This window comes from Streptomyces sp. NPDC048751 (assembly GCF_043198595.1).
GTDB lineage: Bacteria > Actinomycetota > Actinomycetes > Streptomycetales > Streptomycetaceae > Streptomyces.
In genome coordinates, this window is sequence record NZ_JBICUX010000005.1 from 235,620 (window position 1) to 248,759 (window position 13,140).

Here is a 13,140-nt window from a genome sequence, read left to right on the forward strand (position 1 = left end):
ACGAGGAGGAGTACGGCATCTACCTCGGCAACCTCGCCATGGGCTTACAGCTGGGGGATCGCGTGGGCGAGGCCATCGAGGTCATGGACCGCTCCCTGCGGGTGACCGAGCAGAGCGGTCATGGACCGCTCCCTGCGGGTGACCGAGCAGAGCCTCGGCGTCCAGCACGAGGAGTACGCGGGAAGCCTCAACATCAAGGGCAGCATGCTGGAACGCGCGAAGCGGTACGCGGAGGCGGGGGCCGCGCACGAGCAGGCGCTGGAGATCATCAGAGAGGTCTTCTCCCGCCGCTCCGAGCGGTCCGTCGAAGGCACACTCGTGGAGATCCTCAACGACTACGCGGCCTTCCTGCTGCGGAAGAACCCGCACGGGCCGGCCGACGCACTGCCCCGGGCCGTCGCCCTGCTGGACGAGGCGAACGCGCATCTGGAGCGCGGGGAGTACGGCTGGCGGCAGGTCACCATGAACCGCGCCCACGCGCTGCACCAGTCGGGTCGCCTCGATGAGGCGGAGGGGATCTTCCGTGATCTGGTGGGCTTCTGCGAGGAGAACCACGGCCCCGAGTCCTACGAGCTGTCCGTGGCACTGCGCGACCTCGCCGACGTCCTCGAGGACCAGGGCAAGGACGAGGAGTACGAGGCGGTCCTGCTGCGCGCACACGAGGTCGACGACGCGGAGAGCGGCGAGCTTCTCTAGCCTCACGGTGAGTGCACCGGGCGTGAATTCCGTACCCAGGCACGAGGATCGACGCCTGGATGCGAGGATGAGGCGCCATGACGACAGGGTGGGGCGCTCGCGCAGTACGGGCCGCGGTGTTCGCGGCCGTCTGTGTGCTGCTCGCCGCCCTGGGCCACGTCATGATGTCCGGCGTCCACGTGCCCTGGTGGACCCTGGCGGCCGCCTTCGGCGTGACCGGCGCGGCGGGCTGGGGCCTGGCCGGGCGGGAACGCGGGCTGCCGCTGATCGTGTCGGTCGTGGTCGCCGCCCAGACGGCACTGCACTCGGCGTTCTCGCTGGCGCAGCCCGACACGGGTGCCGTGCGCCATGTCATGGGCGCGATGGCCATGGACTCCCTGGACATGGCGCACACGGGGCACGGACAGATGGGCTCCATGGGGCACATGGGCCACATGGACTCCCTGGGCCCGGGCGCGGGTGACGGCACCTCGTCCCTCGGCATGCTCGGCGCCCACCTCCTGGCCGCACTGCTGTGCGGCCTGTGGCTGGCCCACGGGGAGCGGGCCGCCTTCCGCATCCTGCGGGCGGTCGCAGGATGGCTCGCCGCTCCGCTACGACTGCTGCTCGCGCTGCCCGCGCCGTCCCACCACCCCCGCCCGCCGCTGCGCCGACGCCGCGCCACGAGCGCCCCTCGGCTTCTCCTCCTCGTCCACTCGATCATCTCCCGGGGTCCCCCGGCGGGGACCGCTGTCGCCTGACGACAGCCGGCACCCCGAGGCTGCCCCTGCGCGCCTCGGGTCTCGGCCGTACGCCCACCACGGACGTCGTACGGCCGTCTCCCCACCCCGGACGGCGGACCGCCGTGCCCACACCTGGGCCGGCCCGCCCCGGGACGACCGAGAAGGACCCCAAGTGATCGCCACCGTCCTGCCGACGGCCCCGGAGAAGGCCGCGAGGGCCAAGAAGAGCGAGTTCGATAGGGAGGAGGCGCGGTCCCGTGACGCCTCCATCACCGCGTGGGCCCTGGCCGCCCGCGGCGGCGACCGTGCCGCCGGTGAGCACTTCGTGCGGGCGTTGCACCGGGACGTGCTGCGCTACGTCGCCCACCTCTGCGCCGACCCCGAGGCGGTGGACGACCTGGCCCAGGACACGTTCCTGCGGGCGCTGGGCAGCCTGCACCGCTTCGAGGGCCGTTCCTCGGCGCGCACCTGGCTGCTGTCCATCGCCCGCCGGGCGGTGTTCGACAGCTACCGGTACGCCTCCGCGCGGCCCCGTCCCGCCGACGTCCCGGACTGGCAGGCGGCGGTCGAGCGGGCCCAGCCGTGCGGCCTGCCCGGGTTCGACGACGGGGTCGCGCTGCTCGACCTGCTCGCCGCGCTGCCCGAGGAGCGCCGCGAGGCGTTCGTCATGACCCAGCTCCTGGGAGTGCCCTACGCGGAGGCGGCCGAGGCCGACGGCTGCCCCGTCGGCACGATCCGCTCCCGCGTGGCCCGCGCCCGCGCGACCCTGACGGACCTCTTGGCCGAGGCGGAGGGCGCCACACGGGCCGTCGCGTGACCACGGGGCCACTGCCACTGCTCGCGGCGCCATGGCCCGGGCGAAGGGCGCCACGGGGGCCGTCGCCTGACGATGGGGCCGCCGTCCACGGCGCATGGCCCGCCCCTCCCATGCAGGGAGGCGGGCGGTGCGGCGCCCGGTCCTGTCACCGCCTCCGTCCTGCCGGTCGACCCAGGCGTCGGGCGTGCCTTGAGGCGAGGGCGCGGCCGGGCGCGCCGAGGCCGCTGCCGGCGACCCCCGCTGCCCCCGTCGGCTCAGCCGCGGAACCTGCGTCGCACGACCCCGCCGAGCCCCGCCGCCGCCCCCACTCCCACGAGCCCCGCCCCCGCGACGGCGAGGGCGCGGGCCGTGCGGCCCGGGGGCGTGGGGCGGGCGTCCGGGGCGGTGGCGTGGGGCGGGCGTCCGGGGCGGTGGCGTAGGCGCTGGCGGGGGCGTGGGGGAGTGCGGTGGCCAGCAGTTCGGCGAGGTGGACGCCCTCGTGGCCGCCGCTGTCGAACTCGTGGATCTGGGTGCGGCAGCTGAAGCCGTCGGCGAGGACGACCGTGCCGGCGTCGGCCTCGCGCAGGCGGGGCAGCAGGACGCGTTCCGCGCAGGCCTCGCTGACGTCCAGGTGGCCGCGTTCGAAGCCGAAGTTGCCGGCCAGGCCGCAGCAACCTGACTCCAGCTGTGCGGCGTCGACCCCGGCGCGGCGCAGCAGCTCACGGTCGGCGTCCCAGCCGGTGATCGCGTGCTGGTGGCAGTGGACCTGGGCGAGGGCATGGGCGGCGTGGGCGGGGACCTGCGGCGGTTCGTACCCGGGGCTGTGCTCGGTGAGCAGCTCGGCCAGGGTCACCGTCTGGCTGCTCAGCCTGCGCACGTCACGGTCGCCGGGGAACAGTTCCCCGGCGTCGGAACGGAAGACGGCCGTACAGCTCGGCTCCAGGCCCAGCACCAGACCGCCCTCCCGCAGATGCCCGGCGAGACGGCGCACGGTCCGGGTCAGGACGCGCTCGGCGGTGGCCAGTTGGCCGGTCGAGATCCAGGTGAGGCCGCAGCACAGCGGCTCCTGGGGGATCTCCACCCGCCAGCCCGCCTCCTCCAGCACATGGACCGCCGCCCGGCCGATGTGCGGGTGGAAGGAGTTGGTGAACGTGTCCGGCCACAGCATCACGGTCCCGCGGGAGCCGTCGCCACGCGGCTCGTGACGCCGATGCCACTGCTGGAGCGTCTCCTTCGCGAACAGCGGCATCTCCCGGTCCTCGACGCCCGCGACCGCCGTGGCCGCCCGCGCGAGGCCCGGCGTATGGGTGAGGGCGTTCACGGCCGGCCCGAGCCGGGTGCGGCCCACCACCTGCGCCACCGCCGGCAGCCAGCCCATCGACCAGTCCGAGCGGGGCCTGCGCCAGGGACGGCCCTCGTAGTGATGGGACAGGAACTCCGCCTTGTAGGTGGCCATGTCGACGTCGGCCGGGCAGTCCTTCTTGCACCCCTTGCAGGCCAGACAGAGGTCGAGGGCGTCCTTGACCGCCTCCGACCGCCAGCCGTCCCGGATCGCGCTGTCGCCGTGCCCGTCGACCATCTCGAACAGCAGCCGGGCCCGCCCGCGCGTGGAGTGCTCCTCCTCCCGGGTCACCTGGTACGACGGGCACATCACCGCACCGCCGTCGTTGGTGTGCTGACGGCACTTGCCGACGCCGACGCACCGGTTCGTGGCCTGCGCGAAGGAGTTCCCGTCGTGCGGGAAGCGGAAGTGCAGCTCCCGTTCGTCGTACGGCGCCCAGTCGGCGCCGAGCCGCAGGTTCTCGTCGAGCCTGTACGGCGCCACCACCTTCCCGGGGTTCATCCGGTCCAGCGGGTCGAACACCGCCTTGAGCCGCCCGAACGCTTCGACGAGCGTCCGCCCGAACATCCGCGGCAGCAGCTCGCCCCGGCTCTGCCCGTCCCCGTGCTCCCCGGAGAAGGACCCGCCGAACTCCGTGACGAGATCGGCCGCCCGCTCCATGAACCGGCGATAGGTCGCCACCCCGTCGGCGGAGTACAGGTCGAAGGGGATACGGGTGTGCACGCAGCCCTGCCCGAAGTGGCCGTACAGGCTGGGCCCCGTGTCGCTCTGGTAGCCGAACTCCTCGAACAGGCCCCGCAGTCGGCGCAGGTAGTCGCCCAGCCGGTCGACCGGGACCGCCGAGTCCTCCCAGCCCTCGAAGGTGTCGGGCTTGTCGGGGATGTGCGCGGTGGCGCCGAGACCGGCCTCGCGCACCTGCCACAACTCGTCCTCGTGGGCGGGCTCGTCGAGGAACGCGACCTCCGGGTCGTGCTCGCTCTCGTCGAGCCCGTCCAGCATCCGGTGGGCCCGCTCGTCGGCCTCCTCGACGGTGTCCCCGCCGAACTGCACCATCAGGAAGGCGTTTCCGTCCGGCATCTCCGCCAGCGCCTTGGTGTTGAGCGACTTGATCCGCTCGTCCCTGACCAGCCGCGCGTCGACGCCCTCCAGCGCCATCGGCTCGTACGGCAGGATCGTCGGTACGGCGTCGGCGGCCCGGTCGATGGTCTCGAACCCCAGCACCACCAGGGTCCGTTCCTTCACGACCGGCACCAGTTCCAGCTCCGCCCGCAGGACGGTCACCAGCGTCGACTCGCTGCCGACGAGCAGCCCGGCGACGTCGAAGCCGTGCTCGGGGAGCAGGGAGTCGAGGTTGTAGCCGGAGACCCGGCGCGGGATGTCCGGGTAGCGGCGGCGGATCTCGTCGGCGTAGGTGTCCCGCAGGGCGCGCAGTCGCCGGTACACGGTGGCGCGCAGGTCCCCCTGCCTCTCGATCTCGGCGTACTCCTCGTCGCCGGTCTCGCCGCACCAGAAGCGGGTGCCGTCGTACAGCAGCACCTCCAGGCGGGCGACGTTGTCGACGACCTTGCCGGTCGCCTGTGCGGTGGCGCCGCAGGAGTTGTTGCCGATCATGCCGCCGATGGTGCAGTTGGCGTGGGTGGCGGGCTCAGGGCCGTAGCGCAGCCCGGTCGGCGCGAGTTGCCGGTTGAGCGCGTCCAGCACGATGCCGGGCTGGACGACACAGGTGCGGGCGTCCTCGTCGACGGACTCCAGCTTGTCGCAGTACTTGGACCAGTCGATCACCACGGCCGTGTTGGTGCACTGGCCGGCCAGACTCGTCCCGCCGCCCCGCGACAGCACGGGCGCGCCGTGCTCCCGGGCGACGGCGACGGCCTCCGCGGCCGCCTCGGGCGTCCGGGGGACGACCACGCCGATCGGCGTCTGCCGGAAATTGGAGGCGTCCGTCGCGTACGCGGCCCGGCTCCCGGCGTCGAACCGCACCTCTCCGTCCACGCGTTCGCCCAGTGCCCGTGCCAGCGCGGCCGGGTCCACCGGAGGAGCGGCCGAGGGTCGGACAACGGGATCGGGCAGGCTCGGCGCGCCCATGGAGTCCTCCTGTGAAAGCCCGGCAACGAACGACGACCGCACCCGGGGCACGGCAGGCGCCGGGTACCCAGGCGGCCGGGCGGGCAACCTCGGCCTTCCGCCGCGTGCGCCTCAGTGGTCCGCCGCGGGCGGTACGGGTGCCGGGCAGCCCGCGGCGGGGTCCGGCAGCAGCGCCGACACCGCCTCCCGTTGGGCCGGGCCCGTGAACCTCTCCAGCGCCTGGGTGACCGTCTCGGCGAGGGGCCCGGAGGCCTCCTCCAGCAACTGCCGGGCCTTGGCGGTGAGGGCGACCTCGACGCCGCGTTTGTCGCCGCAGACCGACCGGCGGGTGACGAGGCCGGCGTGCTGGAGGCAGGCGATCTGGTAGGTGAGCCGGGTCTTCGGGCGGCCGAGGAGCTCCGCGATCCGGGTCATGCGCAGGCTGTGGCTGTCCGCGGGCTGCTCCGCCAGCAGGCACAGGATCAGGAACTCGTCGTGCGAGACGTCCAGGCTCTCCTTCACGGCGGAGCCCAGCCGCTGCTCCACCGCGCCCGTCATGGCCAGCATGAGCATCCAGGCGCGCAGCTCGGGCGGCAGCAGTCCACCGCCCTGGGCGTTGGGGCATTCGGGCAGGTCGGCGGGGTGCTCATCGGGGTCTGCCATGCCTCCGAGTCTATCTGTTGTCCAAATTTGCAGAACATGGGTTGTTCAGATTTGGATAAATGGCTAGCCTGTCCGTCATCGCCGTCATCCAAATTTGAACTACTCCGGCAGGAGAAAGATCATGACCGTCGCCGTGGAAACCGGTCTGTGGCAGCTCGACGCGAGCGCCTCCACCGTCGCCCTCCAGCACAAGACGATGTGGGGCCTGGTGACCGTGAAGGGCACCTTCACCGGCGTCGCCGGCCAGGGCGAGGTCCGGTCCGACGGGTCCGCCGTCGGCACCCTGACCCTGGACGCGGCCTCCCTCGACACCAAGCACGCCAAGCGCGACACCCACCTGAGGTCGGCGGACTTCTTCGACGTCGACAACCACCCCGAGATCACCTTCGCGGTCCGCAGTGCCGAGCTCCGGGCGGACTCCACCGTGCAGGTCGTCGGTCAGCTGACCGTGCGCGGCATCAGCAGGCCGCAGAGCCTGACCGCACGCCTGGTGCAGGCCGACGGCGACGCGCTCACCGTGGAGGCGGAACTCAGCGTGGACCGCTCGCAGTTCGGCATGGGCTGGAACCAGCTCGGCATGATGCGCGGTCTGACCGCGGTCACCACCACGCTCCGCTTCACCCGTACGCCGGCCTGACGCCCGTCACCTCGAAGGCTCCAGGGCATCCCGCACGTCCGTGCTCGACAACGTCTGCGGGTCGGCCGTGAAGGCACGCAACCGGATCCGGGTGTCCGGCCGGGGCAGGCCGAACCTCCCCGAGGGTGGCCGCAGTTCATAGCGTGCCGTCGTATGGGCGGGGAGCGTGGCCGGGCCCGCGGCGATCGACCAGTACGGGTCCATGCCCTGCCCGGTGGTGAGGGTGAAGTGCGGCGCCAGCGCACGCCCTCCCGTGTTGGTGACCTGGAGCGCCAGCCGGGAGACGGCGCCCGGCCCGGCCCGGTGCACCGCCACGACCTGCATCCGCAACGGTGGCGACCCCGTCACCGCCACCACCGCGCTCACCAGCGCCGGGGCCAGCGTGAGCAGCGCCGCCGTCAGCCGGGCCGGTCGGCGGCGCGACCCGGACAGGAGCCGCGGGCGCGGCTGCCACGCGCCGGCGAACTCCTGAAGGGGCGCGGTGACCGCGGCCGCCAGCCACAGTGGCGTCATCATCAGGTAGTAGCCGTCCTGCGACCGGGTCGCCACGTAGAACGCGCACCAGGGCAGCACGGTCGCCGCGGGCCCCAGCCGGCGGACGAACAGCACGAACAGCGCCAGCAGCCCCGCCGCCAGCAGCATGCTCGCGTGGGAGTACCAGTCGAGCCGGTCCCCGCCGTTCGTCAGGTACAGGGACACGCCCACCAGGCCCTGACCGTGCAGCACCGCGCCCTGCGTCAGCGGCAGCGCCACGCCCGCCAGCCAGGTCCGCGGCTCGTGCACGACGAAGTACGCGTTGATCAGCACCCACACCGTGACGGCGACCCCGACCACCCGCAGCACCACCGCCCCGGCCGCCCGCGGCCCCAGCTCCCCCCGCCGCACCGCGTAGATCCCGGCCAGCAGGAACGGCGCCAGGAACCAGGGGAGTTGCTGCGCCGCGCACGCCGCCCCCAGACACGCCGCCCGCGCGACGCCCGCCGCGCCGAGCCGCCCGCCCCACCCGATCCGCGGCCACCGCACCACGACCGGCACCAGCAGGGCCAGGGCCAGGATCGCCGGATAGCCGAGGCGGCCGTACGACGGGAGGAAGGCGAAGCCCAGGCACGCCATGGTCGCCGCCGACCGCCACGGCACCGGCAGCATCCGCCACAGCGTCACGGTGGCCACGACTAGGGCCCCGGTGCTCACCGCCGTCGCCGGGGCGCCGCCGTGGCCCAGCCACAGCAGCGGCACGGTCAGCAGCGGGGCCAGTGGGGGATAGCCGTAGGTGAAGTCGTAGCCGCCGGAGACCGTCGGGGTGAGGGCGACGCCGTGGCTGAACAGCCAGGGCCACGGCTGCCCGTAGACGGCGTGGCCCGCGAGCAGCTCCCGTGCCGCCTGGGTGGTGAGGTCCGCCTCGTCGCCGCCGCTGTGCAGCATGATCCACGCGCACAGGGTGAGCGTCACGGCCGTCACCAGCACGCACAGGTCGAGGCGTGCCAGCGCGCGAGCGCCGCGGACCACGAGGGTGAGCACACCGCACACCAGGATCGAGGCGTAGCAGACGGAGACGACCGCGGCCACGGGGAGCCGGTGGGTGGCCGCCTGTGTCCACACCGAACGCGTCCCGACGAACAGACTGACGTCGGCGAGCAGGGTCAGGACGCGGTGCCACTGCGCGGGGGCCGGTTCCTCCACGACGACGGACGGCATCGGACGGATCCGCCGGACGGGCGCCACCGGCTGCGTCTGCGCCCGTTTCTCTGCCAACTGCACGCCACCGGACGGTAATCGGGGCCGGTGAGCGGGTTGCCATCGGAGGTGAAGAGTCCGGTGTGAGGGGGGTAAGGCCTGGCGGGATGAGACCCCTGTGACGGTCGCGCACCGTGTCGCTGTTGGGCTGAACGGGTGACTTGGCGTAAGAATTGGCTGGTGCAGGCATTGAAGGCGAGTCAGTTCGGGGGGAGCCGGTGAACCGCTACGACGTCACCGATGAGCAGTGGGAAGGGCTCGCCCAGGTCGTGCCGTTGCGGGGCCGGGACGCCTGGCCGTCCGCAGTCGGCCACCGCACCCTCCCGGAAGCGGAGACGGAGGCCCGCCGGCGCTTCGTCGTCCTCCGCGTCAACGTCTTCGCCGACGCCCGCGAGGTCGCCGAGACCCTCATGGCGGGCATCCCGGTCCTCCTCGACCTCACCGGCGCGGAGACCGAGGTCGCCAAGCGCGTCCTCGACTTCAGCACCGGCGTCGTCTTCGGCCTGGCCAGCGGCATGCACCGCGTCGACCGCAACGTCTTCCTGCTGACCCCACCGGGCACGGAGGTCAGCGGGCTCATGGAGGGGGCGGGGATGCCCGGGGTGTGAGGGCCGACGGGAGAGCCGGCACCGCCGCTCGTCCCCCCGGGGCGCGCCGGGCTGTGTGGTGACCGGCCGGCGCGCGGTCCCTTCGCGTCCTGGGCCGGCCGAGCCGGTCCGCCCGGGTGTTCGGCAACCGGTGTGGTCGCCCGTTCGTGGGAACCGTGCGGGGGCGGAACGGTTCGGCCCTGGAGCGGAGGCCTACGGTCCGGTCATGGCTTCGCCGTCCAAGTCCGTGCCCCCTTCCCCGTCGCCCCCGTCTCCCCCGTTGTCCCCGCAGTCACAGGCGCCCGCAGCTGTGTCCGGAAGGCGCCCCGACCGACCCCACCTCACCGAGCTCAGGCTCTCCGCCTTCGCCCGGCACCGGCGTGTCGGGTTACCGCTCGGGCCGCTCACGCTCGTCGCCGGACCCAGCGGCAGCGGCAAGACGAGCGCGCTGCGCGCGTTCGCGGCGCTGGCGCGGCTCGGCGGTGGGGCCGAGCTCGGGGAGGCGTTCCCCGATCCGGTCGCCTGTGTCCCGGACCGGGCACGGCCGGACGGACAGCGCCGCCGCGGCTTCCGGATCGGCTGTACGGCCGACGGCCCCGAGGGGCCCGTCCGGCTGGACGTGGCTGTGCAGGCCGAACCCCACCTGCGGCTCGCGGGCGAGCGGTTGACGGCCGACGGGCTGGTGCTGCTCGAGACCGCCCTGTGCGAACCGGACCGGCGGGTCGTGCGGGCCGCCTGGTACACGGGCGGTTCGTCGCCGGTGACCCGGGCGACCCTGCCCGACGACCGGCTCGGCACCGCGCTGCTCCCGTTGCGCGTGGCCGGCCGCACCGGCGGACAGCGCCGGGTGCTCGCCGCCGCCGAACAGATGGTGGTCGCCCTGCGCTCCGTCTTCCCCTGCGACCCCCGCCCCGCCCGGATGCGCATCCCCGTCCCCACCGGCTCCGGACGCCTGCTCGGCGGCTGCGACAACCTCGCCGACGTCCTGTGGCGCACCCGCGCCGAGTGCGGCCGACGGTACGCCCAGCTCGTGGCCGCCGTACGGGCCGGATGCACCGGAGAGATCGTGGACGTACACGCCGAACCCCTCGGCGACGGCAGGGTCCGCGCCCTGCTGGACCGGGGCGACGGCACGCGCACGGTGTTCGGGCGGCTGGGCGACGGCGAACTGCGCTACGTCGCCCTCGCGCTCACCCTGCTCACCGGCCCGGGCGTGCTGGAGGTCGACCCGGCCGGCGAGGTGCCCGCCGCCCTGCAGACGCTCACCGTGCTCGCCGACGGCTTCGACCGGTGCCTGGACGTACGCCAGCGCGGCGAACTGCTGCGGCTCGCGGCACGGATGTGCGACCGCGGCCACATCCGCCTCGTCGGCGCGGTGAGCGACGCCTCCTGGGCCGCCGGGGCGGACGGCGTCACGGTGGTACACCTGGACCCGTGACAGAACACCTCGACGTGGCGAAGCTGCAACGCAGGCTGGCCGATTTCGCGGCCGTCCGCGACTGGCAGCCGTACCACACCCCCAAGAACCTCGTCGCCGCGCTCAGCGTGGAGGCCTCCGAACTCGTCGAGATCTTCCAGTGGCTGACGCCCGAGGAGTCGGCCCGCGTCATGGACGCCCCCGAGACCGCGCACCGGGTCACCGACGAGGTCGCGGACGTGCTCGCGTACCTGCTGCAACTGTGCACCGTGCTCGGCATCGATCCGCTGGCGGCACTGGACGCGAAGATCGACCGCAACGAGCGGAGGTTCCCGGCGCCGTAGCGCGGGGGAGTCACCCGGTCCGCTATTACGCTACGTGTTCAACAAGCCGTCCGAAACCGATTTGTTGTCCACAAATTTCCCCCCAGCTCTGGCTTTTCGTCCCACACGCCTTCACTCTGGGTAGTGGACAAGGGTGTTTGGGTGGACGTGCGAGAAGCGCGTCAGGACAGACGGGGGCGGCGCATGGACGCTGTGCGGCTCATTCTCACGAGCAGGCTCGCCCTCGCGGGCAGCCGTGGAGTGCCGGAGATCTTGACGGAGGTGTGGCAGGCGCAGGCCCTGGCACAGGCGATAGGCAGTCGGCTCGCGGTCTCCGGGCCGCCCGAACTGCGAGGCGAGGCACTGGGGTTGACCGAACTGGCGGGCAGAGGCTGCGGTGTGCTGAACGCACCGGCCCTCGATCCCGGGAACTTACGTGCCGCCCAGCTCACCGCCCTCGACGACGCCCGCCAAACGCTCCTCTGCCTCGGCGGCCTCCTCGGCGAGGTCGGCATCGCCCTCGTCGGCGTCGCCAGCGCGGCGGACGACGAAGGCACGTACTGGCAGTGCATGGAGGCGATCGACGCGGCGGACGAGTCGCGGGACCGTGTCCTGGAGATGCTGCGGAAGCTGGCGGACCGGGATCAGGTGTTGCCGGAGCGGTGAGACGGAGCCGGGCAGTGCTCAGCCCGTCCGGCGATTGAGGGCGAGGCCGTTCAGGCCGACGGGGGTCTGGGGGCGCAGCCCTCAGGAGAGGGCGACTCAGCCGACGTCAGCCTCGTCGACGGACGCTCGCCCCGACCCCCCGGCCGACTGAAAATCCGCGTCCAACGCCGACAGGTCCGCGTTCAGCGCCGCCATCAGCTCCTCCATCTGCTGCAGCAGCCCCTTCGGCTGCCCCGCTGGGCCCCCACCCTGCGGCGGCACGGTCTCTTCGGACATCCCGGACATGAACGGCCTCCTCGGCCTGGCCCCCGCGGAGGCCGATGCGGGTGACGCCCCGGCGCTGACCAGCCGGGCGCGGGCGCCGGGTGGTCCGGCACCGCCCGACCAACGATCACCGCCGGACCCGGTCACTGCGGGGGACCGGTGGGGTTGACGCGAGGCACGGGATGCAGGATGGAAGGCATGGATCTCCGCATCTTCACCGAGCCCCAGCAGGGGGCCACCTACGACACCTTGCTCACCGTGGCCAAGGCCACCGAGGACCTCGGCTTCGACGCCTTCTTCCGGTCGGACCACTATCTGAAGATGGGCTCCGTGGACGGTCTCCCCGGCCCCACCGACGCCTGGATCACCCTGGCCGGCCTCGCCCGCGACACCAAGCGCATACGGCTCGGCACGCTGATGACCGCCGCCACCTTCCGGCTGCCCGGCGTGCTCGCCATCCAGGTCGCCGGCGTCGACCAGATGTCCGGCGGCCGGGTCGAACTCGGCCTGGGCGCGGGCTGGTACGAGGAGGAGCACACCGCTTACGGCATACCGTTCCCCAAGGAGAAGTTCGCCCGCCTCGAAGAGCAGCTGGCGATCGTCACGGGGCTGTGGAAGACCGAGGCCGGCAAGAGCTTCGACTTCCACGGCACGTACTACGACCTCAAGGACTCGCCCGCGCTGCCCAAGCCCGCCCAGGCGAAGATCCCGGTCCTGATCGGCGGTCAGGGAGCCTCCCGCACCCCACGGCTCGCCGCCCGCTACGCCGATGAGTTCAACATGCCCTTCGGCTCCGTCGAGGACAGCGAGCGCCAGTTCGGCCGGGTGCGGGCGGCCGCCGAGGAGATCGGCCGCGGCGACGAACTCGTCTACTCCAACGCCCTCGTGGCCTGCGTCGGCAAGGACGACCAGGAGGTCGCCCGCCGTGCGGCCGCCATCGGCCGCGAGGTCGACGAACTGAAGGCCAACGGTCTGGCCGGCACCCCCGCCGAGGTCGTCGAGAAGATCGGCCGGTACGCCGAGATCGGCTCCCGGCGGATCTACCTCCAGATCCTCGACCTGGACGACCTCGACCACCTGGAGCTGATCTCCGCCCAGGTCCAGTCGCAGCTGTCGTAGCACCGCGCCACGGGCGATCCCCGGTCGGTGAGACCCCGCCGACCGGGGAAGGCGCCCTCTCTGTGACAGGCCTGTGACCGGAACTATGGCCTCCGCCACAGTGGGAGCGG

13 protein-coding genes are annotated in these 13,140 nt (G+C 73.0%); 9 read left to right on the forward strand and 4 right to left on the reverse strand.

The window, feature by feature from the left end:
- The first annotated feature begins 120 nt into the window (after positions 1 to 120).
- The 3 genes from ACGFNV_RS18385 to ACGFNV_RS18395 all read left to right on the forward strand — a co-directional run bounded on the left by ACGFNV_RS18385 (position 121) and on the right by ACGFNV_RS18395 (position 2,235).
- On the forward strand, positions 121 to 696 hold the full coding sequence (locus tag ACGFNV_RS18385) for a tetratricopeptide repeat protein (RefSeq protein WP_393623647.1): 576 nt from the start codon (positions 121 to 123) through the stop codon (positions 694 to 696).
- 77 nt (positions 697 to 773) lie between these two features.
- Complete coding sequence (locus tag ACGFNV_RS18390) at positions 774 to 1,436, forward strand: hypothetical protein (RefSeq protein WP_393623649.1); 663 nt, start codon at positions 774 to 776, stop codon at positions 1,434 to 1,436.
- Positions 1,437 to 1,590: 154 nt separating this feature from the next.
- Positions 1,591 to 2,235: a sigma-70 family RNA polymerase sigma factor gene (locus ACGFNV_RS18395; RefSeq protein WP_393623651.1), complete on the forward strand. Its 645-nt coding sequence runs from the start codon at positions 1,591 to 1,593 to the stop codon at positions 2,233 to 2,235.
- Positions 2,236 to 2,380: 145 nt separating this feature from the next.
- On the opposite strand, the gene ACGFNV_RS18400 is transcribed toward ACGFNV_RS18395, so the two are convergent.
- Together ACGFNV_RS18400 and ACGFNV_RS18405 are read right to left on the reverse strand one after the other, a co-directional pair.
- Positions 2,381 to 5,641 (reverse strand): FAD-binding and (Fe-S)-binding domain-containing protein, encoded by a 3,261-nt coding sequence (locus ACGFNV_RS18400; RefSeq protein ID WP_393623653.1) that lies wholly within the window; start codon positions 5,639 to 5,641, stop codon positions 2,381 to 2,383.
- Between the two features lie 111 nt (positions 5,642 to 5,752).
- A complete protein-coding gene (locus ACGFNV_RS18405) occupies positions 5,753 to 6,283 on the reverse strand; it encodes a MarR family winged helix-turn-helix transcriptional regulator (protein ID WP_393623655.1) in 531 nt (176 codons plus the stop codon).
- A 121-nt stretch (positions 6,284 to 6,404) separates the two neighbouring features.
- On the opposite strand from ACGFNV_RS18405, the gene ACGFNV_RS18410 reads away from it, so the two are divergent.
- Positions 6,405 to 6,920, forward strand: a complete 516-nt coding sequence (locus ACGFNV_RS18410) for a YceI family protein (RefSeq protein WP_393623657.1) — start codon at positions 6,405 to 6,407, stop codon at positions 6,918 to 6,920.
- Between the two features lie 6 nt (positions 6,921 to 6,926).
- On the opposite strand, the gene ACGFNV_RS18415 is transcribed toward ACGFNV_RS18410, so the two are convergent.
- Positions 6,927 to 8,615, reverse strand: a complete 1,689-nt coding sequence (locus ACGFNV_RS18415) for a hypothetical protein (RefSeq protein WP_393624063.1) — start codon at positions 8,613 to 8,615, stop codon at positions 6,927 to 6,929.
- A gap of 257 nt (positions 8,616 to 8,872) precedes the next feature.
- On the opposite strand from ACGFNV_RS18415, the gene ACGFNV_RS18420 reads away from it, so the two are divergent.
- The 4 genes from ACGFNV_RS18420 (at position 8,873) to ACGFNV_RS18435 (ending at position 11,647) form a co-directional block, all read left to right on the forward strand.
- Complete coding sequence (locus ACGFNV_RS18420) at positions 8,873 to 9,262, forward strand: cell division protein SepF (protein ID WP_393623659.1); 390 nt, start codon at positions 8,873 to 8,875, stop codon at positions 9,260 to 9,262.
- A 205-nt stretch (positions 9,263 to 9,467) separates the two neighbouring features.
- Positions 9,468 to 10,679: an ATP-binding protein gene (locus ACGFNV_RS18425; protein ID WP_393623661.1), complete on the forward strand. Its 1,212-nt coding sequence runs from the start codon at positions 9,468 to 9,470 to the stop codon at positions 10,677 to 10,679.
- Complete coding sequence (locus tag ACGFNV_RS18430) at positions 10,676 to 11,002, forward strand: nucleotide pyrophosphohydrolase (protein WP_393623663.1); 327 nt, start codon at positions 10,676 to 10,678, stop codon at positions 11,000 to 11,002. Before ACGFNV_RS18425 ends, ACGFNV_RS18430 begins: the two co-directional genes overlap by 4 nt.
- Before the next feature lie 183 nt (positions 11,003 to 11,185).
- The gene (locus ACGFNV_RS18435; RefSeq protein ID WP_393623664.1) at positions 11,186 to 11,647 is read left to right on the forward strand and encodes a DUF6099 family protein; all 462 of its coding nucleotides are present in this window, start codon (positions 11,186 to 11,188) and stop codon (positions 11,645 to 11,647) included.
- 96 nt (positions 11,648 to 11,743) lie between these two features.
- Here the strand turns inward: ACGFNV_RS18435 and ACGFNV_RS18440 are convergent, their stop codons facing one another.
- Positions 11,744 to 11,923 (reverse strand): hypothetical protein, encoded by a 180-nt coding sequence (locus ACGFNV_RS18440; protein ID WP_393624064.1) that lies wholly within the window; start codon positions 11,921 to 11,923, stop codon positions 11,744 to 11,746.
- A 186-nt stretch (positions 11,924 to 12,109) separates the two neighbouring features.
- Between ACGFNV_RS18440 and ACGFNV_RS18445 the strand changes: the two genes are divergently transcribed.
- Complete coding sequence (locus ACGFNV_RS18445; protein WP_393623665.1) at positions 12,110 to 13,030, forward strand: LLM class F420-dependent oxidoreductase; 921 nt, start codon at positions 12,110 to 12,112, stop codon at positions 13,028 to 13,030.
- Positions 13,031 to 13,140: the final 110 nt, after the last annotated feature.

Excerpts from the sequence above, each read along its gene's own strand:
- ACGFNV_RS18435 (WP_393623664.1), top strand. The coding sequence starts at position 11,186 with ATGGACGCTGTGCGGCTCATTCTCACGAGCAGGCTCGCCCTCGCGGGC.
- ACGFNV_RS18405 (WP_393623655.1), bottom strand. The coding sequence starts at position 6,283 with ATGGCAGACCCCGATGAGCACCCCGCCGACCTGCCCGAATGCCCCAAC.
- ACGFNV_RS18400 (WP_393623653.1), bottom strand. The coding sequence starts at position 5,641 with ATGGGCGCGCCGAGCCTGCCCGATCCCGTTGTCCGACCCTCGGCCGCT.
- ACGFNV_RS18385 (WP_393623647.1), top strand. The coding sequence starts at position 121 with ATGGACCGCTCCCTGCGGGTGACCGAGCAGAGCCTCGGCGTCCAGCAC.
- ACGFNV_RS18440 (WP_393624064.1), bottom strand. The coding sequence starts at position 11,923 with ATGTCCGAAGAGACCGTGCCGCCGCAGGGTGGGGGCCCAGCGGGGCAG.
- ACGFNV_RS18415 (WP_393624063.1), bottom strand. The coding sequence starts at position 8,615 with ATGCCGTCCGTCGTCGTGGAGGAACCGGCCCCCGCGCAGTGGCACCGC.
- ACGFNV_RS18410 (WP_393623657.1), top strand. The coding sequence starts at position 6,405 with ATGACCGTCGCCGTGGAAACCGGTCTGTGGCAGCTCGACGCGAGCGCC.
- ACGFNV_RS18425 (WP_393623661.1), top strand. The coding sequence starts at position 9,468 with ATGGCTTCGCCGTCCAAGTCCGTGCCCCCTTCCCCGTCGCCCCCGTCT.
- ACGFNV_RS18390 (WP_393623649.1), top strand. The coding sequence starts at position 774 with ATGACGACAGGGTGGGGCGCTCGCGCAGTACGGGCCGCGGTGTTCGCG.
- ACGFNV_RS18445 (WP_393623665.1), top strand. The coding sequence starts at position 12,110 with ATGGATCTCCGCATCTTCACCGAGCCCCAGCAGGGGGCCACCTACGAC.